This is a genomic window from Rhodoferax sp. GW821-FHT07F03, from assembly GCF_059418745.1.
The window spans coordinates 110034-129233 of the sequence record NZ_JBWKQM010000011.1 but is presented as its reverse complement, the minus strand read 5'-3'; the positions used below and the strand labels follow the sequence as shown (position 1 = coordinate 129233).

The 19200-nt window shown below is 63.0% G+C and carries 18 protein-coding genes; 12 read left to right on the top strand and 6 right to left on the bottom strand.

From position 1 onward, the window contains the following. Positions 1-34: 34 nt before the first annotated feature. Positions 35-2164 (top strand): TonB-dependent siderophore receptor, encoded by a 2130-nt coding sequence (locus AC07R0_RS18050; RefSeq protein ID WP_495105855.1) that lies wholly within the window; start codon positions 35-37, stop codon positions 2162-2164. A gap of 59 nt (positions 2165-2223) precedes the next feature. Here the strand turns inward: AC07R0_RS18050 and AC07R0_RS18045 are convergent, their stop codons facing one another. Beyond that, positions 2224-3141 (bottom strand): YicC/YloC family endoribonuclease, encoded by a 918-nt coding sequence (locus AC07R0_RS18045; protein ID WP_495095888.1) that lies wholly within the window; start codon positions 3139-3141, stop codon positions 2224-2226. Between the two features lie 74 nt (positions 3142-3215). Here AC07R0_RS18045 and AC07R0_RS18040 point away from each other — a divergent pair, with 74 nt between their 5' ends. The 6 genes from AC07R0_RS18040 to AC07R0_RS18015 all read left to right on the top strand — a co-directional run bounded on the left by AC07R0_RS18040 (position 3216) and on the right by AC07R0_RS18015 (position 9281). Continuing rightward, a complete protein-coding gene (locus tag AC07R0_RS18040) occupies positions 3216-4223 on the top strand; it encodes a serine/threonine protein kinase (protein WP_495075077.1) in 1008 nt (335 codons plus the stop codon). Then, a complete protein-coding gene (locus AC07R0_RS18035; protein ID WP_495075076.1) occupies positions 4220-5125 on the top strand; it encodes a PP2C family protein-serine/threonine phosphatase in 906 nt (301 codons plus the stop codon). Before AC07R0_RS18040 ends, AC07R0_RS18035 begins: the two co-directional genes overlap by 4 nt. A gap of 100 nt (positions 5126-5225) precedes the next feature. Then, a complete protein-coding gene (gene rph / locus AC07R0_RS18030) occupies positions 5226-5954 on the top strand; it encodes a ribonuclease PH (protein ID WP_495105854.1) in 729 nt (242 codons plus the stop codon). Between the two features lie 44 nt (positions 5955-5998). Continuing rightward, positions 5999-6601 (top strand): RdgB/HAM1 family non-canonical purine NTP pyrophosphatase, encoded by a 603-nt coding sequence (rdgB, locus tag AC07R0_RS18025; RefSeq protein ID WP_495105853.1) that lies wholly within the window; start codon positions 5999-6001, stop codon positions 6599-6601. Continuing rightward, positions 6598-7857, top strand: coding sequence for a radical SAM family heme chaperone HemW (hemW, locus tag AC07R0_RS18020; RefSeq protein WP_495105852.1), 1260 nt, complete (start codon positions 6598-6600; stop codon positions 7855-7857). The genes rdgB and hemW overlap by 4 nt, the downstream gene beginning before the upstream one ends. A gap of 137 nt (positions 7858-7994) precedes the next feature. Next, positions 7995-9281 carry an MFS transporter gene (locus AC07R0_RS18015; protein ID WP_495075072.1) on the top strand — a complete coding sequence of 429 codons (1287 nt, stop codon included), beginning with the start codon at positions 7995-7997 and terminating at the stop codon, positions 9279-9281. A gap of 6 nt (positions 9282-9287) precedes the next feature. On the opposite strand, the gene AC07R0_RS18010 is transcribed toward AC07R0_RS18015, so the two are convergent. Genes AC07R0_RS18010 through murJ form a run of 4 tightly spaced genes read right to left on the bottom strand, consistent with a single transcriptional unit; the run spans position 9288 to position 13713 of the window. Beyond that, on the bottom strand, positions 9288-10709 hold the full coding sequence (locus tag AC07R0_RS18010; protein WP_495105851.1) for a TRAP transporter large permease subunit: 1422 nt from the start codon (positions 10707-10709) through the stop codon (positions 9288-9290). Further along, entirely contained in the window at positions 10709-11227 is a 519-nt protein-coding gene (locus AC07R0_RS18005) for a C4-dicarboxylate ABC transporter substrate-binding protein (RefSeq protein ID WP_495105850.1), read from the bottom strand. Before AC07R0_RS18005 ends, AC07R0_RS18010 begins: the two co-directional genes overlap by 1 nt. A 23-nt stretch (positions 11228-11250) precedes the next feature. Next, positions 11251-12102, bottom strand: a complete 852-nt coding sequence (locus tag AC07R0_RS18000) for a SirB1 family protein (RefSeq protein WP_495075069.1) — start codon at positions 12100-12102, stop codon at positions 11251-11253. A 45-nt stretch (positions 12103-12147) separates the two neighbouring features. Then, complete coding sequence (murJ, locus tag AC07R0_RS17995) at positions 12148-13713, bottom strand: murein biosynthesis integral membrane protein MurJ (RefSeq protein WP_495105849.1); 1566 nt, start codon at positions 13711-13713, stop codon at positions 12148-12150. A 105-nt stretch (positions 13714-13818) separates the two neighbouring features. Between murJ and rpsT the strand changes: the two genes are divergently transcribed. After that, positions 13819-14124 (top strand): 30S ribosomal protein S20, encoded by a 306-nt coding sequence (gene rpsT, locus AC07R0_RS17990; RefSeq protein WP_490592706.1) that lies wholly within the window; start codon positions 13819-13821, stop codon positions 14122-14124. A gap of 168 nt (positions 14125-14292) precedes the next feature. Here the strand turns inward: rpsT and AC07R0_RS17985 are convergent, their stop codons facing one another. After that, the gene (locus tag AC07R0_RS17985) at positions 14293-14610 is read right to left on the bottom strand and encodes a DUF3579 domain-containing protein (RefSeq protein WP_495105848.1); all 318 of its coding nucleotides are present in this window, start codon (positions 14608-14610) and stop codon (positions 14293-14295) included. Between the two features lie 281 nt (positions 14611-14891). Here AC07R0_RS17985 and AC07R0_RS17980 point away from each other — a divergent pair, with 281 nt between their 5' ends. From AC07R0_RS17980 to kynU, 4 genes are all read left to right on the top strand, one after another. Next, positions 14892-16094 (top strand): aspartate aminotransferase family protein, encoded by a 1203-nt coding sequence (locus AC07R0_RS17980; RefSeq protein WP_495105847.1) that lies wholly within the window; start codon positions 14892-14894, stop codon positions 16092-16094. Beyond that, on the top strand, positions 16091-17002 hold the full coding sequence (gene argF, locus AC07R0_RS17975; RefSeq protein WP_495105846.1) for an ornithine carbamoyltransferase: 912 nt from the start codon (positions 16091-16093) through the stop codon (positions 17000-17002). The genes AC07R0_RS17980 and argF overlap by 4 nt, the downstream gene beginning before the upstream one ends. A gap of 220 nt (positions 17003-17222) precedes the next feature. Continuing rightward, the gene (gene kynB, locus AC07R0_RS17970; protein ID WP_495105845.1) at positions 17223-17861 is read left to right on the top strand and encodes an arylformamidase; all 639 of its coding nucleotides are present in this window, start codon (positions 17223-17225) and stop codon (positions 17859-17861) included. 18 nt (positions 17862-17879) lie between these two features. Continuing rightward, positions 17880-19166 carry a kynureninase gene (gene kynU, locus AC07R0_RS17965; RefSeq protein ID WP_495105844.1) on the top strand — a complete coding sequence of 429 codons (1287 nt, stop codon included), beginning with the start codon at positions 17880-17882 and terminating at the stop codon, positions 19164-19166. Positions 19167-19200 lie beyond the last annotated feature (34 nt).

Here is a 19200-nt window from a genome sequence, read left to right as displayed (position 1 = left end):
TTGCTTGTCTGTTTGAATCAGGAGAAATGGAACTATGAACCCCTTGTTGGATGTCCGCCAACCCGCTGGGCGGGCCTGCTTGACGCCCTTGGCCCTGGCTTTGCTGAGCTTGTCGGCCTCCTCGTATGCGCAGGAAGGTACGCTGCCCGCGGTGGTGGTGAAGTCGGTGCAAGAGGGCGAGACGGCTATTCCTAGCTACCGCGCTTCGGTAGGCAGTGCAGGGGCCTTGGGGACGAAGGAGTTGCTGGACACCCCCTTTTCCTCCAGTGTTGCCACCAAGGAGTTCATCGCCAACCAGCAGGCCACGACGTTGGCCGAGGCGTTCAAGGCGGATGCCGCCGTATCCGCGCTGAACAACAGTATTTCGGGCGAGAACTCGCAGATCGCCATACGCGGCCTGCCATTGGACATGCTGAACGGAATCAAGATCAACGGCCTGAACACGGTGGTCTGGAACATGGATCTGCCGCTGGAGCATTTTGAGCAGATCAGCCTGCTCAAAGGCCTGTCGGGCTTTATGTATGGCTTCGGCTCGCCCGGCGGTATTGCCGACTACCAAACCAAGCGCGCGGGCAAAAATCCGGTGTCGTCGGTCAAGCTGGGCTACAGCACCGAGTCCCAGTATGTGCTGCAGGCTGACATTGGTCGCCGCTTTGGCGAAGACGAGCGCATGGGGCTGCGTGTGAACGCCGTGCATGAAGGTGGTGACACCTATTTGAATTCCCCCATCAAACGGGATTCGGTCTCAGCGGCTTTCGACGTGCGCCTGACGCCTACTTTGCAGTGGTCCATCGACGGCCTGTACCAAAAGCGTAAGGTGAACAGTTCCTTGTTTGCCATCTCCCTGGCCGACGGTGTGTCCACGCCCACGCCGGTGGACGGCAGCCAGGCTTTGAGCCAGGATTTCACTTACCACCAGACCGTGATGGGGACCATCGGCACCGAGCTGCATTGGAACTTCGCCAAGGACTGGGACATGAGCGTAGGCTACCGTGGCATGCGCCAGACGCGCACCAATTACGACAGCTTTCTCACGGTGACCGACAACGCGGGCAACTACACCGATGATCTGTACCGCTGGTACAGCAAACAGCAAAGCGATGCGGCGAACCTGATGTTTACCGGCAAAGTGCAAACCGGCTCCATCGGCCATGACCTGACGTTTGGCACCAGCATCCAGCGCGGCAAGCGCATCAACGGCGTGAACTTTGGCGACGACACCCTGGGCACCAACAACCTGTACCACGTTGTGGCGCTGGCCAACCCAGGTAATGCGGTGGACCAGACCCTGGGAGAGGCCTCCAACACCCGCGATGTGGGCGTGTTCGCCAGCGACACCATCCAGTGGACTCCGCAGTGGAGCAGCATCATCGGCGTGCGCCACAGCAACTACACCCAGAACGCCTACAACTACGATACCGATGGCTCTCTGGCAAACCACTATGCCAAGTCTGCGTGGTCCCCCACGCTGGCCTTGATCTGGAAGCCGGACGCCACCCTGTCGTATTACGCCAGCTATGTTGAATCCCTGGAACAGGGCGGCACGGCTCCGCTGACCACAACCAACGCCAACGCAACCTTTGGCCCGCTGAAGAGCAAACAGTACGAAATCGGCGTGAAGAAAGAGGGCAAGGGCTGGTCCACCGAGGCGGCGCTATTCCGTATCGAGCGCGGGCTGGAGTACACCAACAGCAGCAATGTCTATGTGCAGGAGGGCGGTCTGGTCTACCAGGGCCTGGACTTGTCCGGCCGTACAGAGCTGGCCCACGACTGGGCCTTGATGGGCAGCACGGTGCTGATGAATAGCCGCAACAAGAGCGACGACTCGACAGTCAATGGCAAGCGTGCCCAAAATGTGGCGGATGTCACGGCCAGCCTGCAAGTGGAATACAAGGTGCCGCAGATGCGGGGTCTGGTGCTGTCGGGCGGCGTTCGCCATGTGGGCCAACAGGCGCTGGAGAGCAGCAACACCCATATGCTGGGCAGCTACAAGTTGTATGACGTGGGTGCCCGCTACGTGACCAAGCTGGACGGCAAGGAAGTGACCTTCCGGGCCAACGTAGCCAACCTCACCAACACCAAATATTGGTTGGGCAGCTGGGGCTACGGTCTGATCCAGGGTGCGCCACGTACCCTGCACGCCAGTGCCGAAATCAACTTCTGATATCCAGGGTTGAAAACCTACCCCATGGGCGGTGCATGGGGTAGATAGTTCTTTGTTGCTTATTCGACGTTCTGCACCTGCTCGCGCATCTGCTCGATCAGCACCTTCATATCCACGGAAATCTTGGTCAGCTCCAGCGCGGCGGACTTGCTGCCCATGGTGTTGGCTTCGCGGTGCAGTTCCTGGATCAGGAAGTCCATGCGCTTGCCGACTTCGCCGCCCTTCTTCAGGATGCGTTCCATCTCGTCCAGATGCGAGTGCAGGCGGGTCAGTTCCTCGGCTACATCGATGCGGATGGCGAAAGAGGTGGCCTCGGTCAGCGCACGATCTTGCGCGGCTTCGGGCAGGGTGGCGCCATCGGTCAGCGCCATGGCTTCCTTCCAGCGCTCCAGGAAACGCTGGCGCTGCTGCTCCACCAGCTGGGGCACCAGGGGCACGGCCTTCTGGGCCAGGGCGCGCAGCTGGGTGATATGGCCTTTGAGCATGGTGGCGAGCCGGTCGCCTTCGCGCTGACGGGCTTCCACCAGCGCAGCCAGCACCGTGTCGGACAGGTTCAGCAGGTCGTCGGCCCAGTCGTGGGCCGGACCTTGCTCGCTGGACGCCAGGCGGATCACGTCGGCCACACTGAGCGGCGCGGCTTGGGGCAGCCAGGCCTTGACCGAGTCCTGCAGTGAATTCACGCGCTGCATCAAACGTGGCGACGGGTCGGGCAGGCTGCCGCTGGCGGTGTTTTCGATAGCGGCGCGCACTTCCACCTTGCCGCGCTTAAGCTTGGCCATAACGCGCTCACGCAGCGCGGGTTCGTGGCTGCGCAGCTCGTCGGGCAGCTTGAAGGTCAGGTCCAGGAAGCGGCTGTTGACTGAGCGGATTTCCAGCCCCAGGCGGCGCGCGGAGTTGCTTTTGGATTCGGATTCCGGGGTGTTGGCGGCGCTGCTGTGCTGGGCACTGGCATAGCCGGTCATGCTGTAAACTGGCATTAGATGGTACTTATCGTTGCAATGGCCCGAGAATAACTGGGTTACGTTGCAGAGCCGCTCTCCCCACCAAATTTATGTCCAAGATCAAACCGGCCACGCTACCGCCAGGCACTGTTGTAGGGGGTTACCGCATTGTCCGGCGCCTGTCCTCCGGCGGCTTCGGCGTGGTGTATCTGGCCGGCGATAACGAAGGCGGGCAGGTGGCCCTGAAGGAGTACCTGCCTTCGTCTTTGGCGACCCGTGCCGCTGGCGAGCTGCTACCCCAGGTGCCACCCGAAAAGCTGTCGCTCTACCGCCTGGGCCTGAAGAGCTTTTTCGAAGAAGGCCGCTCGCTGGCGCAGATTTCCCACCCCTCGGTGGTCAGCGTGCTGAATTTCTTCCGCGAGAACGAAACCGTTTACATGGTGATGAACTACCTGGAGGGCGCGACCCTGCAGGACTTCATCATCACCTCGCGCGATTTGCGCAAGCAGAAGGTGTTCCGCGAATCCACCATCCGCAGCCTGTTCGACGAGATCCTGCGCGGCCTGCGCATCGTGCACCAGCACAAGATGCTGCACCTGGACATCAAGCCCGCCAATATCTTCATCACCGACGACAACAAGGCGGTGCTGATCGATTTTGGTGCGGCCCGCGAAGTGCTGAACAAGGAAGGCAACTTCATCCGCCCCATGTACACCCCCGGCTTTGCCGCCCCCGAGATGTACCGGCGCGACGCTTCCATGGGCCCGTGGACCGATATTTATGCCATCGGCGCCTGCATTTACGCCTGTATGCAGGGCTATCCGCCGAACGAGGCGCCGCAGCGCCTGGAGAAAGACCGCCTGGCCCTGGCCTTGTCGCGTCTGCGCGGCATCTATTCCGACAACCTCATCGAGGTGGTGGAATGGTGCATGTCGGTAGACCCGTTGTCGCGGCCGCAGTCGGTCTTTGCATTGCAAAAAGAGCTCAGCCGCGAAGGCGAGCGCCGCTATACCAAGTTGTCCGTGGCTGAAAAGCTGCGCCTGCAGTTCGACACCCTGGTGTCTGATACCAAAAAGAACGTGCGTGATGCCACCGGCATCGGCGCCACACCCAAGTGAAGTTTTCTGTATTCCAGGTCAGCCGCAAGGGCGGTCGCGCCAAAAATGAAGACCGCATGGGCTATTGCTACACCCGCGAGTCCGGTTTGTTTTTACTGGCCGACGGTATGGGTGGCCACCCGGAGGGCGAGGTGGCGGCACAGCTGGCCTTGCAGTCCGCCTCCGCGCTGTACCAGAAGCAAGCCCAGCCTTCGCTGCCCAATGTCACCGAGTTTTTGACCGCAGCCATTCTGGCAGCGCACGAACAGATATTGCGTTACGCGGGCCGTACCGGCATGCTGGATTCACCACGCACCACTTTTGTGGCGGCGGTGGTGCAGGGCAGCACGGCGACCTGGGTGCACTGCGGCGATTCGCGCCTGTATGTGGTGCGCGACGGCCTGCTGCTCACCCGCACCCGCGACCACTCCTATGCCGAGCAAAGCCGTTCCGATGGACGCACGCCCCCCGGGCCGGTGAACCGCAACGTGCTCTATACCTGTCTGGGCGCGTCGGTGCGGCCGGTGTTCGATATCACCGGGCCTATCGTGCTGCACCAGGGTGACAAGATCATGCTGTGCTCGGATGGGCTGTGGGATAGCTTGCCGGACGAAGACATCGTGCGCGTTCTTAGCCAGTCACCGGTGTCCGAGGCCGTACCCGATCTGGTGGAGCAGGCGCTGCGCAAGGCGGGCGCCACCAGCGACAACGTTACCGTAATGGCGATCGAGTGGGAAACCCCGGACCCCTTTGAGTCCACGCGAGGCATTTCCACCGAATCCATACAGGACGGCGTGTTTGCTTCGTCCATTCAGGCCAGCGGACCCGGCAGCGGGCTGGATGAGCTGGACGACGCTGCCATAGAACGCTCGATTGCCGAGATCAACGAAGCCATCCGCCGTTCTGCGATCAAACGAGGCTGATACCCGCCATGGGTGCAGGGCCGGGAGCCCGGCGGAGCCGGTCCCACGGTCTTCCCTGGGATGGAGCGGGCACATTTATCACCCATTTTGGAACCAGACCATGACTGAATTTGTCCGTAATGGCGGCCGTGCCGCCGACCAGCTGCGCCCGGTGCGCATCACCCGGGGCTACACCATCCACGCCGAAGGTTCGGTGCTGATCGAGTTCGGCAATACCAAGGTGCTGTGCACAGCCTCCGTGGAAGAGAAAGTGCCCGGCCACAAGAAGGGCAGCGGCGAGGGCTGGGTGACCGCCGAATACGGCATGCTGCCGCGCGCCACCCACAGCCGCAGCGACCGTGAGGCCGCGCGCGGCAAGCAAACCGGCCGCACCCAGGAGATCCAGCGCCTGATCGGCCGGTCCCTGCGGGCTGTGTTTGACCTGAAGCTACTGGGCGAGCGCACCATCCACCTGGACTGCGACGTGCTGCAGGCCGACGGCGGCACGCGTACCGCCGCCATTACGGGCGCTTTTGTTGCGGCGCAGGACGCGGTCAGCACCTTGCTGCAGGCCGGCAAGATCAAGGTCACGCCCATCACCCATAGCGTGGCCGCCATCTCGGTCGGCATCGTGGACGGCACGCCGCTGCTGGACCTGGAATACACCGAAGATGCCGCCTGCGACACCGATATGAACGTGGTGATGACCGGCGCCGGCCATTTCGTCGAAGTGCAGGGCACGGCCGAGGGCGTGCCCTTTACGCGTGCCGAGATGGACGCGCTGCTGAATCTGGCGGAAAAAGGCATTGTGGAACTGATGGCCCTGCAACAGCAGGCGCTATTGAATTAAGAGCTGCTACCGCAGATTGAATAAGCGCTAGAGGCCTATTTGTTATGAAAATCGTATTGGCATCGAATAACGCGGGCAAGCTGTTTGAACTGCAAGCCCTGTTCGCCCCGTTGGGTGTGGAACTGGTGGCGCAGGGCACCTTGGGTATTCCCGAGGCGGCAGAGCCCTTCCATACCTTTGTTGAGAATGCTTTGGCCAAGGCCCGGCACGCAGCCGAGCACAGCGGCCTGCCCGCCGTGGCCGACGACGCCGGCCTGTGCGTCGATGCGTTCGGCGGCCTGCCGGGCGTGCAGACGGCGTACTACGCCACCCAGTTTGGCTACCCCAAGGGCGACGACAACAATGTGCGCGCGTTGCTGGAGCAGATGGCGCATATCGACAACCGCCGCGCCGCGCTGGTCAGCACCCTGGTGGCCGTGCGCAGCCCGCAAGACCCGGAGCCGCTGATCGCTGTCGGCCGTGCCGTGGGCGAGATCACCCGTGCACCGCAGGGCGAGAATGGCTTTGGCTTCGACCCGGTGATGTTTCTGCCGCAGTTTGGCAAGACCTTTGCCGAGCTCAGCCCCGAGGTGAAAAACGCCAACAGCCACCGCGGCCAGTCCTCGCGCGCGATGCTGGCGCTGATGCGTGAGCGCTGGTTGCCATGAAAGACCTGCAGCACTACATGCGCCCCGGCCTGCTGCAGCTGGCCGCGCTGCCGCCGTTGTCGCTGTATGTGCACCTGCCCTGGTGCCTGAAGAAATGCCCGTACTGCGATTTCAACTCGCATGAGTTGCGGGCCGATGGCGCGCAGACTTTGCACCCGGCCGCGAGCCTGGCTGCTCCTGTTCCCACGAACGAAGTGCCCGAGCAGCGCTACATCGATGCGCTGATGGCCGATCTGGAGGCCGCGCTGCCGCTGGTCTGGGGCCGCACGGTGCACAGCATCTTCATAGGCGGCGGCACGCCCAGCCTGTTTTCGCCGCTGGCGATAGACCGGCTGATTGGCGACATCCGCGCCCGACTGCGGCTGGAGCCGGACTGTGAAATCACCATGGAGGCGAACCCTGGCACCTTCGAGAAAGACCGCTTCCGCGCCTACCGTAGCGCCGGCGTGACGCGCTTGTCGGTGGGGGTACAGAGCTTCAACGACGCGCACCTCAAAGCCCTGGGCCGTGTCCACGACAGCGCCCAGGCGCTGGCAGCGGTGCAGGAGGCGGCCCAGTCGTTTGATACCTTCAACCTCGACATCATGTACGCGCTGCCTGGTCAGACGCTACAGGATTTAGAGCGGGATATGCAGACAGCGCTTGCGCTGGGGCCTAAACACATCAGTATTTACCAATTGACCATCGAGCCCAACACCTATTTCGCCAAGTTCCCGCCGCAGGTGCCCGAGGACGACCTGGGCTACGACATGCTGGACAAGATCACCGAGATGACCACGGCCGCCGGCATGCAGCGCTACGAAGTGTCTGCCTACGCGCTGCCCGGCCACGCCTGCGTGCACAACCAGAACTACTGGCAGTTTGGCGACTACCTGGGCATTGGCGCGGGCGCGCACAGCAAGCTCAGCTTTGCCCACCGCATCGTGCGCCAGGTGCGCTTTCGCGAACCCAAGCTGTACATGGACAACGCGCTGGCCGGCAATGCCGTGACCCAGGACGAAGACATTGCGCGCGCCGAGCTGCCGTTCGAATTCATGCTGAACGCCTTGCGTTTGCGCGAAGGCTTCGAGCTGCCGCAGTTCACCGAGCGGACCGGCCTGCCACTGACCCGCATCCAGAAGGGGCTGGCCGAGGGCGAGAGCAAGGGCCTGCTGCAGCGCGACGGTGTACGCGTACGGCCCACCGAGCGTGGTTTCGACTTTTTGAGCGATTTGCAGGCGCTATTTCTGGCCGATACGCCCCCGGTCCGGGAGTAGGTAAAGTCTTGTGTACTTGGGGTAACGGCCGGGTAGTTTGGCGGGTGCGCCGATAAAATTGTCTAGACAATTAATCGCGCTGTAATGTCGCCTCCCCGCTACGGATGGCGCATACCGCCACCGTTCGAGAGCCCCGCATGAGTACCTCCACCGCTCCCTCTGCATCGAAGTTCGGCACCGTTTTACGGGTGACCAGTGGCAACTTCATGGAGATGTTCGACTTCTTCCTGTTCGGCTTTTACGCCACCTACATTGCCAAGACCTTCTTCCCGGCGGCGGATGAGTTTGCGTCGCTGATGTTCACCTTCATGACCTTTGGCGCGGGCTTTCTGATGCGGCCGCTGGGCGCCATCTTCCTGGGCGCTTATGTGGACCGTGTGGGGCGGCGGCAGGGCCTGATCGTGACCCTGGCGCTGATGGCTACCGGCACCGTGCTGATCGCCTGTGTGCCCGGCTATGCCAGCATCGGCTATCTGGCGCCGGCCCTGGTGCTGACAGGGCGCTTGCTGCAGGGCTTCTCGGCGGGCGTAGAGCTGGGCGGCGTATCGGTCTACCTGGCCGAAATGGCCACGCCGGGCCACAAGGGCTTTTATGTGAGCTGGCAGTCTGCCAGCCAGCAGGTGGCCATCATCGTCGCCGCTGCGCTGGGCTATGCGCTGAACATCTGGCTGACGCCGCTGCAGATTGGCGACTGGGGTTGGCGCGTACCATTCTTCATCGGCTGCCTGATCGTGCCGGTGCTGTTCGTGCTGCGCCGCTCGCTGCAGGAAACCGAGGAGTTCAAGCAGCGCAAGCACCGGCCTGACACGCGCGCCATCTTCCGCTCCATGTTGGACAACTGGGGCTTGGTGATCGCCGGCATGATGCTGGTGGCCATGACCACGGTGTCGTTCTACTTGATCACGGTCTACACCCCCACATTCGGCAAAAGCGTGCTGCACTTGAGCACCACCGACGCGCTGGTGGTGACCCTGTGCGTGGGCATTTCCAACTTCATCTGGCTGCCGGTGATGGGCGCGCTGTCGGACCGGATTGGCCGGCGCCCGATTCTGATCTTCTTTACTGTGCTGACCATCGTCAGCGCCTACCCGGCCATGGCCTGGCTGACGGCCGACCCCAGCTTCTCCAAGATGCTGTCGGTGGAGCTGTGGTTGTCCTTCCTGTACGCCAGCTATAACGGCGCGATGGTGGTGGCGCTGACCGAGGTGATGCCGGTGGAGGTGCGTACCGTGGGCTTCTCGCTGGCCTACAGCCTGGCGACGGCGATCTTTGGCGGCTTTACTCCGGCCATCGCCACGGGCCTGATTGAGGCCACCGGCAACAAGGCCGCGCCGGCCATGTGGATGTCGTTTGCCGCCGTGTGCGGGCTGATTGCCACCCTGGTGCTGTACCGCAAGCGCGCGGTCATGGCGCTGGCGCACTGATCCAACCTATTCCTTCTCGCTGTCCAGCCGCTGTTGTTCCAGCAGTTGCTGGACTTCCTGCTCGGACAGCTGGGGTTCGGTGCTGGCGTTATCGCCATGCCACACCAGCTGTGGCCATAGCAGCACGGCGGCGATCACCGCAGCCTGCACCAGCAGATAGGGCCACAGGGCCCGGCTGAGCGCGCGCATGGACAGGCGCTGGCGCAGCACGCTGCCGGCCATCAGGATGGCGTAGCCAAACGGCGGCAGTAAAAAGCCCATTTGCAGCACCAGCAGGGCCAGCACGGCCACCCAGGTGGCGTCCGGTACCAACACCAGCAGCGGCGGCATGGTGATGGGGATGATGACGAAGATGATCTCGAATGCATCCAGGATGAAGGCGCTGAGTAGCAGCATCAGCAGGCTGACGCAGGTAGCAGCCCAGGCGCCGCCGGGCAGGTGCTGCAGCGCATCGGCCATCCATACATCCGAGCCAAAGCCGCGCAGTACCAGGGTATAGCTGGTGGCTGCTACCAGCAGCGCAAACAGCGAGCCGCTGATGGCCAACGTGTCCTGCAGAATGACCTTGAACACTGGCCGCGTCAGGCTGCCCGATGCCACGCCGCCCAGCAGCAGCACCAGGGTGCCGGTGGCCGCGCCTTCCACCGCATACAGATAGCCCAGCGTTACAGATACCAGCAGCGCCAGGATGCCGGCCACGCTGGCCATCGCCAGCAGCCAGTCCTTGTTGCTCACGGCGGGCGCTGGGCCGATTGGCTCAGGCGCAGCACCTCGGTTGCGCCACCAGGCCACGGCGCCAAACAGCAGTGCCAGGGCTACGGCCGGGCCTAGCGCACCGTGGAATACGTCCTGGGTGTTGAGTATGCGCACCATCTGCCCGGTGCTGTTCACTGCTTCGGTATGGGCGCGCATCATGGCGTCGCCCAGCAGTATCAGCACCAATGAGGGCGGCACCACTACGCCCAGGGTGCTGGCGCTGCAGACCAGGGCCGCGCTGCGCTCGGCCGCTACGCCCTGCGCCGCCAGGCGCTGGCCCACGGCGCGCGACAGCATGCTGATGCTGGCGCCTACCGAGCCGTTCATGGGGGCCAGCAATGCGCCCAGGCCCATGCCGGCCAGATACGGCGCGGCCGGTGTGCGGTGCAGCAAACGCAAGGCCACGCGGAACAGGATGTCCATCAGCGGCAGGCGGTTCAGCAGGGCGCCCGCCAGCACGTACAGTGGCAGAGCTTGCAGCAGGTCGTGCTCCAGCAGGCCTAGCAGACGCAAGGGCAGGGCGTACAACAGGGGCAGTGCCAGGGCGCCCGTCAGCAGGCCGCCTAGCGAGAACAGGGTGGCGGTGCCGACCAGCACCACCCAGGCCGGCAGGCCGCTGGTCGCCATGGCGATGGCCGTGGCCAGCAGCATCCACAGACCGGTATTGCCCATCAATCAGCGGGCTGCGCCGTTGGGGGCAGGCACAGGTCCACGATGGTTTGCAGCACCAGCAGCCCGGCGAGCAGCAGCACACCAATTTTCAGGATGAAGTAGCCGGGCGTGAAGCTGTCCGGAAAGGCTTCCAGTTGGCGCAGCGACTGCCACACCATGGGAGCGGCGGTGTAGATGGTGAAGCCGGCCCAGGGCAGCACCAGGCCTGCACTGGCCCAGCGCAGCAGCCGTTGGCGCAGCCTGGCAGGGTAGTGCTGGGCCAGCACCTCGGGTGTCAAATGGGCGTGGCTGCGGGTGGCGGCCGTCATGGCGATGCTGACGTAGATGCCAAACAGCAGCTGGGCCATGTCATTGGCTTCGCGTGAATAGGCGTGGATGGCATCGCGCAAAGGCCATTGCAGGCATAGCAGCACGGCCAGCGGCAGCACGAGTAGGGCAGCGGCCTGGGTGGTGCGCTGCAGCCAAAGGTCCAGCCGACGTAGCCCACGGTGAGGCCAGGCGCTGGCGGCGTGAGGCATGGACCGGTGTGCTGGAGTTACGCCTAGTTGCGGGCGCGGCGCAGGCTGCTCAAGCGCTCGGAGATGCTGTCCAGGTCCAGCGCGTCCTGCGAGCAGATCAGGTATTTCTCCAGGTCCAGTACCGCCTGTGCGCTATTTCCCAGCGCAGCGTGGGCGAGGCCCCTGTCGCGGTATTCGCTCCAGGCTTCGGGAAGCAGCACGATCAGGCGGTTTTGCACGGCCAGCGCGCGGACCCAGTCGCTTTGCGAGGTGTGGATGTCCTTCAGGTTGCGCAGCATGCGGGCCAGGATGTCGCGCGACGGTGCGGCCTGCAGGTACAGGCCCAGCGGGGCTTCGAAGTCGTCCACCAGGCCGTTATGGCGGATAAAGGGCTCCAGCCGCTCGGACAGCTCTTCCCGGCTCAGCGACTGGCCGGTGAATGGGTCCATCACCACCTGACCCTTGGGCAGGTTGACCTTGACCATGAAATGGCCGGGGAAGGCCACGCCACGCACCGCCAGGCCTATGCCCTGGGCCAGCTCCATCCACAGCACGGCCAGTGAGATGGGGATGCCTCGGCGGGTGCGTAGCACCGCGTTCAGGTAGCTGTTGTCGGGGTCGTAGTAGTCGTTGACGTTGCCGCCAAAGTTCAGATCGCGGTAGAAGAACTGATTCAGCGAGCGCAGGCGCTGCAACGGGGCGGAGTCGGGCGGCAGGCGGCGCTTCAGCCGGGCCAGCAGCTGGTCCATATCGCCCAGCACCTGTTCCATGTCCAATTCGGGGTATTCGTCTTGCGCCAGACTGGCCGCGGCCTCCAGCAGGGGCAGTTGTTCGTCGCTTTGCACCAACGAGGCAAAGTATTCAAGTGCGGTGGGTGCTTCGAAGCGGATCTGCATAACGTCTTTGTAGTGGAGCGTGGGGGCGTCGTCAAGCTACCGGACTCAATGCCGCAGAAGTTTACGTATCTTTAAGCCGGATGCCCATAGTGCTACGAAATAAATAGCTGCTGACGCAAGTAATACCAGCGCTAGAAGCCCAATTCGTTCCAATTTTGCGTGCTGGTAGTGGGTCCAGGGCACGGCATTTGCCGCCCACAGCAGGAAGATTGCCAGCAAGGCGCTGGACGCCAGCACCTGCAGAATGAACTTCCACCAGCCCGGCAGAGGCTGGTAGCTGCCGCGCTGGCGCAGCCCAATCAGCAGCCAGCTGGCGTTCACCATCGCGCCCAGGCCGACCGACAAGGTCAGCGCCGCGTGCTGGAATACCGGTACCAGCGCAAAGTTGAAGAGCTGGGTGATCACCAACACAGCCACCGCAATGCGGGCTGGCGTCTTCATATTGTGGCTGGCATAAAAGCCGGGGGCCAGCACCTTGATGGCCACCACGCCCAGCAGGCCTACGCCCCAGCCCATCAGGGCGCGGGCGGTCTGTTCCACATCGCTTTCGGCAAACACACCGTAATGGAAGATGACGGCCACCAGCGGCGTGGCAAAGGTCAGCAGCGCCACCGAGCAGGGCACGGCCAGCAGCACCACCAGGCGCAGGCCCCAGTCCAGCATGGCGGAATATTGCTTGGGGTCGTTGGCCGCGCGAGCACCGGCCAGCTGGGGCATCAGCACCACGCCCAGGGCCACGCCCAGCATGGCGGTGGGGAATTCCATCAAGCGGTCGGCGCCGCTGATCCAGCTCACGCTGCCGGGCGCTAGGCGGGAAGCGATTTGGGTGTTGATGAAGATGGAAATCTGCGCCACACCCACGCCCAGCAACGCAGGCACCATCAGTTTTGCTACATTTTTGGTAGCTTCATCCGCCCAGGCAGTGCGCACGGCAGCCCAGCTGATGCCTATGCTTGGAAACAGGCCCAGGCGTTTCAGGGCGGGAATCTGTACTCCCAGCTGCAGCAGGCCGCCCAGCATCACACCGATGATTTGCGCGTAAATAGGTTCTATGCCGTGGTTGCGGAACCAGGGCGTGCCCCAGAAGGTCGCGGCGATCATGGCGATGTTCAGCAGCACCGGCGTGGCGGCCGGCACGGCGAAGATGCGCCAGGTATTCAGAATGCCGGAGGCCATGGACACCAGCGAGATGAACAGGATGTAGGGGAACATCCAGCGCGTCATCACAGTGGCTGCCGCATAGGCTTGTGGCTCCTGCTGCAGGCCGCCGGCCATGCCCCAGACCAGCAGCGGCGCCCCTATTACTCCCAGAACACAGGTGATGGCCAGCACCCAAGTGAGCAAGGTGGCCACGTGGTCTATCAGCTGCTTGGTGGCGTCCTGCCCATGGGTGGCCTTGCTGGCCGCCAGCACCGGCACAAAGGCCTGGCTGAACGCGCCTTCGCCAAACAGGCGGCGGAACAGGTTAGGTATGCGGAACGCCACGTAGAACGCGTCGGTCATGGCGTTGGCGCCAAAGGTGGCGGCAAATAGCTGGTCGCGGACCAGGCCGCCCACGCGGGAGGCCAGGGTCAGAAGGGAGATGGTGGATGCAGATTTGAAGAGGCTCACCCGGCGAGTGTAGCCCGCCAGATGGGCTTGGCTGTCTGGGGTTCTGCTGCCTGCTATAATGGTGGGCTTTGCTGGCAACATCCTCTAACACCTAAGGAATATATTATGGCAACCAAGCCTAAGAAAAAGAACCCCCGCCTGGCCTCCGGCCGCAAGCGCGTCCGCCAGGACATCAAGATCAATGCCGCGAACACCTCGCTGCGTTCCAAATACCGTACCGCTGTGAAGAACGTTGAAAAAGCCGTTCTCGCTGGCGACAAGACCAAAGCCACCGAACTGTTTGCCAAGATGCAAGCTGTGGTGGACACGGTTGCCGACAAGGGCATCTTCCACAAGAACAAGGCAGCTCGCGATAAGAGCCGTCTGAGCACCAAGGTGAAGGCGCTGGGCGCCGCACCTGTAGCTGCTTAATTTTTTAAGCAAACCGCCCGGACTGCTTAGCGTGAGCTAGTTAGTCCGCCGTTTTGTGGGTGCGCTGCCAGCACAGCAAAAAACCGCCAGAGCGCAAGCTCTGGCGGTTTTTTCGTTATGGAATTTGGTTTTTGTGTTGCATGCCCCCGGTGAGGGGCAGTCAGCGCTTTATTTGGACGTGGCGTCGGGGATCAGGCAGGCTTCGGCTACTTGCAGGCCGTTGTCGCGGGCGAAATTGATGGCGAAGTCCCAGGCCATTACGTCGTAGTCGCGCAGTTCGTGGTTCAGGATCACGCACTTGATGCCGTTGATGGTGGTGGGCACGCACCAGGGGGAGTAGCTGAGGTGGCTGCCGGGCTGGGCACCACCGGGGCGAAACTGGCTCAACACGCCGGCCAGGCGCTCGGCCCAGTCACTGGGGCGGAAGGTTTTTCCGTTGCTCGTGACACCTTGGATAAAGACTTCTTTGGCAGCTTTGGAAACCATCAGGTGGGGCTTTTGAGTAGGGGTTTGGTGCATCCCAGATGGGAGTTCTGCGAGGCAGCAATGGACCGGATCATAGCGGCAATAGGCCTGTTTGCGGTGCTCTGTTGCACTGCACAAGAATTGTATCTTATATAAGACTTGAGGCTTTTCTGTGGGGTCTATCCAGGCCGCCAGGCATTGCAGTAATGCGCAATTGTCAAAAAACCGTGCAATCTCTACGCCTAAAATTGCGTTTCAGCGGTTCTGTTGACCCTGAATCCCCGTTTATTTTGGAGAACTGCATGACCGCTTTCATTGAGGCTTCCTCACCCCACACCATGAACACCTATGGCCGACTGCCGATTGCGCTGTCGCATGGCCAAGGCGTGCGAGTGTGGGATGTGAACGGCAAGTCTTACCTGGACGGCCTGGGCGGCATCGCGGTCAACACGCTGGGCCACAACCACCCCAAGCTGGTGCCAGCCCTGCAGGACCAGATCGCCAAGATCATCCACAGCTGCAACTACTACCATGTGCCCAACCAGGAAAAGCTGGCCGCCAAGCTGGTGGAGTTGTCGGGCCTGACGAATGTGTTTTTCTGCTGCACCGGCCTGGAAGCCAACGAAGCCGCCTTGAAGCTGGCGCGCAAGTTCGGCCATGACAAGGGTATCGAGCGCCCCGAGATCGTGGTCTATGAAAAAGCCTTCCACGGCCGCAGCATTGCCACGCTCAGCGCCACCGGCAACGAGAAGATCCAGAAGGGCTTTGGCCCCATGGTCGAAGGCTTCATCCGCGTGCCGCTGAACGATATCGAGGCCTTGAAGAAGGCCACCGAGGGCAACCCCAATGTGACGGCGGTGTTCTTCGAGACCATCCAGGGCGAGGGTGGCGTGAACCCCATGCGCATCGAATACCTGCAGCAGGTGCGCAAGCTCTGCGATGAGCGCGACTGGCTGCTGATGATCGACGAAGTGCAGTGCGGCATGGGCCGTACCGGCAAATGGTTTGCCCACCAGTGGGCGGGCATCAAGCCCGATGTGATGCCGCTGGCCAAGGGCCTGGGCTCGGGCGTACCGGTGGGTGCGGTGGTGGCTGGCCCCAAGGCCGCCCATATCTTCCAGCCCGGCAACCATGGCACGACCTTCGGCGGCAACCCCCTGGCCATGCGCGCCGGGGTAGAAACCATCCGCATCATGGAAGAAGAAGGCTTGCTGGAGAACGCGGCCACGGTTGGCGCCCACTTGCAGGCGGCGTTGCGCCGTGAGCTGGCCGGTGTGGAAGGTTTCGTGGAAGTGCGCGGCCAGGGCCTGATGATTGGCGTGCAGCTGGTCCGCCCCTGCGGCGTGCTGGCGCAGCGTGCGGTGGATGCCGGCCTGCTGATCAGCGTCACCGCCGACAGCGTGATCCGTCTGGTGCCGCCGCTGATCATGACGGCCGCCGAGGCCGATGAACTGGTTGGCATTCTGTGTCCCTTGGTCAAGCAATTTTTGGCAGAACCCGTATGAAGCACTACCTGCAATTCAGCGACTTCAGCGCCGAGGAATACGCCTACCTGTTTGAGCGTGCGGCGCTGATCAAGAAGAAGTTCAAGTCCTACGAAAAACACCATTCCCTGGTGGACCGTACGCTGGCCATGATCTTTGAAAAGGCCTCCACCCGCACCCGCGTGAGCTTCGAAGCCGGCATGTACCAGCTGGGCGGCAGCGTGGTGCACCTGACCACCGGCGACAGCCAGCTGGGCCGGGCCGAGCCCATCGAAGACAGCGCCAAGGTCATCAGCCGCATGGTCGATCTGGTGATGATCCGCACCTTCGAGCAGACCAAGATCGAGCGCTTTGCCGAGCATTCGCGCGTGCCGGTCATCAACGGCCTGACCAACGAGTTCCACCCCTGCCAGATCCTGGCCGACATCTTCACCTACATCGAGCAGCGCGGCAGCATTGCCGGCAAGACGGTGGCCTGGGTGGGTGACGGCAACAACATGGCCAATACCTGGCTGCAGGCCAGCGAGATCCTGGGCTTTACCGTGCACGTCAGCACCCCTAGCGGCTACGAGGTCGACCAGTCCGTGGCCGGCCTGCGTTCCAGCGACAGCTACAAGGTCTTTAAAGACCCGATGCAGGCCTGTGCTGGCGCCGACCTGGTCACCACCGATGTGTGGACCAGCATGGGCTACGAGGCCGAGAACGAGGCACGCAGACTAGCTTTTGCCGACTGGTGCGTGGATACGGAAATGATGCGTACTGCCAAGCCCGACGCGCTGTTCATGCACTGCCTGCCTGCGCACCGCGGCGAGGAGGTCGAAGCCGATGTGATCGACGGCCCGCAGTCGGTGGTGTGGGACGAGGCCGAGAACCGCATGCATGTGCAAAAGGCGCTCATGGAATACCTGCTGCTCGGACGGGTGGCATAAGTTGCAAGCCACCTGGCCGGCAGGCTGGGTGCTATTTATTTAATAGCTTCTCGCGCAGGTAATACCTGCGCTAGAAGCTATTTTTGTATATGAAATGCCCTGGCGGCACAGTAGCGTTCGCGCACCACGGCTTGCCGATGCGGGCCGGGTTTCAGAATTTACCGGCTGTTGGAAATAACCGACACCACGCGGTTTTTAGCGGTGATACCTTCGCCGCACTATGCAAAACCTCTGGGATATTTCACCCCCCATCGCCCCTGGCAGCCCGGTGTTTCCGGGTGATACACCGTACCAACAGCAGTGGACGGCAAGCATCTCGCCGGCCTGCCCGGTCAACGTCAGCGCGCTGACCCTATCGCCCCATGTCGGCGCCCACGCCGATGCGCCGCTGCACTACGACCCGCAGGGCCAGGCGATTGGTGCCGTCGATCTTGCACCGTATCTCGGCCCCTGCCGCGTCATCCACTGCATAGGCCGTGGCCCGCTAGTGCTGTGGGAGCATCTGGCCCATGCCGTGCAGGATCTGCCGCCGCACTTACCTCCCCGTGTGCTGGTGCGCACCTACCAGCACATGCCGGTGGACCGCTGGGATGGCGACCTGGCCGCCTATGCCCCCGACACCGTAGAGCGCCTGGCCGCGCTGGGCGTGATGCTGATCGGCATCGACACCGCCAGCATCGACCCGGCTGACAGCAAGACCCTGGACAGCCACCAGACTATTCGCCGTCTGAACCTGCGGGTGCTGGAAAACCTGGTGCTCGATGACGTGCCCGAGGGCGACTACGAACTCATCGCCCTGCCGCTGAAGCTGATGACCGCCGATGCATCCCCCGTGCGCGCTGTTTTGCGCTCACTTTGAATCTGAGAAGGAAGAACCGTGACGACTTTGCATGACTGCCTGCGCCTGGACGCGCTGGACCCCTTGGCGCCGCTGCGCGCCCATTTCAGCCTGCCGCCCGGCGTGATTTACCTGGACGGCAACTCGCTGGGTGTGCTGCCCGCGGCCACGGCCGCCCGCGTCGCCCAGGTGGTGACGCAGGAGTGGGGCACCGACCTGATCAAGTCCTGGAACAGCGCCGGCTGGTTCGACCTGCCGCAGCGCCTGGGCAACCAGATTGCACCGCTGATCGGTGCGGGCCAGGGCGAGGTGGTGGCCACCGACAGCACCTCGGTCAATTTGTTCAAGGTGCTGACCGCCGCGCTGAACATGGCGGCTACCGATGCGCCGCAACGCAAGCTGGTGGTCAGCGAGCGCAGCAACTTCCCCACCGATTTGTACATCGCCGAATCGCTGTGCCGCCAGCATGGCTTCACGCTGCAACTGGTCGAGCCCGAAGAGATCGCTACCGCCTTGACTCCGCAGGTCGCGGTGCTGATGCTGACCCACGTGAACTACCGCACCGGCGCCATGCACGACATGCCGGCCGTCACGCAAGCGGCGCACGAGGCCGGCGCGCTGATGCTATGGGACCTGGCACACAGTGCCGGCGCCGTGCCGGTGGATTTGACGGCTGCCAAGGCCGATTTCGCGGTCGGCTGCGGCTACAAATACCTGAACGGGGGGCCCGGCGCGCCGGCCTTTGTGTGGGTGAACACTGCGCATGCCGAGCGCTTCTGGCAACCGCTGGCCGGCTGGTGGGGCCACGCCACGCCGTTCGAGTTCACCCCCGACTACCGGCCGGCCCCCGGCGTGACGCGCTATCTGTGCGGCACCCAGCCCATGATCAGCCTGGCGGCGCTGGAATGCGGGCTGGATGTGTTCGACGCGGCCGGCCGCATCGTGCCCAACCAGAGCGCCATGCAGACCTTGCGCCAGAAGTCGCTGGCCCTGACCGATTTGTTCATTGAACTGGTCGAGCAGCGCTGCGCCGGCCACGGGCTCGGCCTGGCAACTCCGCGCGAACACGCCCAACGTGGCTCGCAGGTCTGCCTGAGCAAGGCCGAAGGTGCCTACGCCATCGTGCAGGCGCTGATCGCCCGTGGCGTGATTGGCGACTACCGTGCTGGCAATGGCGCCCAGCACCCGGACATCCTGCGCTTTGGCTTCACGCCGCTGTACCTGGGCTATGAAGACGTGTGGAATGCGGTAGACCAGCTGCAGCAGGTGCTGGAAAGCGAAGAATGGCGCCGGCCCGAGTTCAACCAGAAGCACGCGGTGACCTGAAGCATTGCGGGACAGACCAACGCACCTTCACGCA

Bases quoted from the DNA above. Each gene is read 5' to 3' on its own strand.
- hemW (WP_495105852.1), top strand. From the start codon at position 6,598: ATGAAAGACCTGCAGCACTACATGCGCCCCGGCCTGCTGCAGCTGGCC.
- AC07R0_RS18005 (WP_495105850.1), bottom strand. From the start codon at position 11,227: ATGCCTCACGCCGCCAGCGCCTGGCCTCACCGTGGGCTACGTCGGCTG.
- kynB (WP_495105845.1), top strand. From the start codon at position 17,223: ATGCAAAACCTCTGGGATATTTCACCCCCCATCGCCCCTGGCAGCCCG.
- AC07R0_RS17985 (WP_495105848.1), bottom strand. From the start codon at position 14,610: ATGGTTTCCAAAGCTGCCAAAGAAGTCTTTATCCAAGGTGTCACGAGC.
- AC07R0_RS18045 (WP_495095888.1), bottom strand. From the start codon at position 3,141: ATGCCAGTTTACAGCATGACCGGCTATGCCAGTGCCCAGCACAGCAGC.
- AC07R0_RS18010 (WP_495105851.1), bottom strand. From the start codon at position 10,709: ATGGGCAATACCGGTCTGTGGATGCTGCTGGCCACGGCCATCGCCATG.
- rdgB (WP_495105853.1), top strand. From the start codon at position 5,999: ATGAAAATCGTATTGGCATCGAATAACGCGGGCAAGCTGTTTGAACTG.
- argF (WP_495105846.1), top strand. From the start codon at position 16,091: ATGAAGCACTACCTGCAATTCAGCGACTTCAGCGCCGAGGAATACGCC.
- AC07R0_RS18050 (WP_495105855.1), top strand. From the start codon at position 35: ATGAACCCCTTGTTGGATGTCCGCCAACCCGCTGGGCGGGCCTGCTTG.
- rpsT (WP_490592706.1), top strand. From the start codon at position 13,819: ATGGCAACCAAGCCTAAGAAAAAGAACCCCCGCCTGGCCTCCGGCCGC.
- rph (WP_495105854.1), top strand. From the start codon at position 5,226: ATGACTGAATTTGTCCGTAATGGCGGCCGTGCCGCCGACCAGCTGCGC.
- AC07R0_RS18040 (WP_495075077.1), top strand. From the start codon at position 3,216: ATGTCCAAGATCAAACCGGCCACGCTACCGCCAGGCACTGTTGTAGGG.
- AC07R0_RS17980 (WP_495105847.1), top strand. From the start codon at position 14,892: ATGACCGCTTTCATTGAGGCTTCCTCACCCCACACCATGAACACCTAT.
- AC07R0_RS18015 (WP_495075072.1), top strand. From the start codon at position 7,995: ATGAGTACCTCCACCGCTCCCTCTGCATCGAAGTTCGGCACCGTTTTA.
- AC07R0_RS18000 (WP_495075069.1), bottom strand. From the start codon at position 12,102: ATGCAGATCCGCTTCGAAGCACCCACCGCACTTGAATACTTTGCCTCG.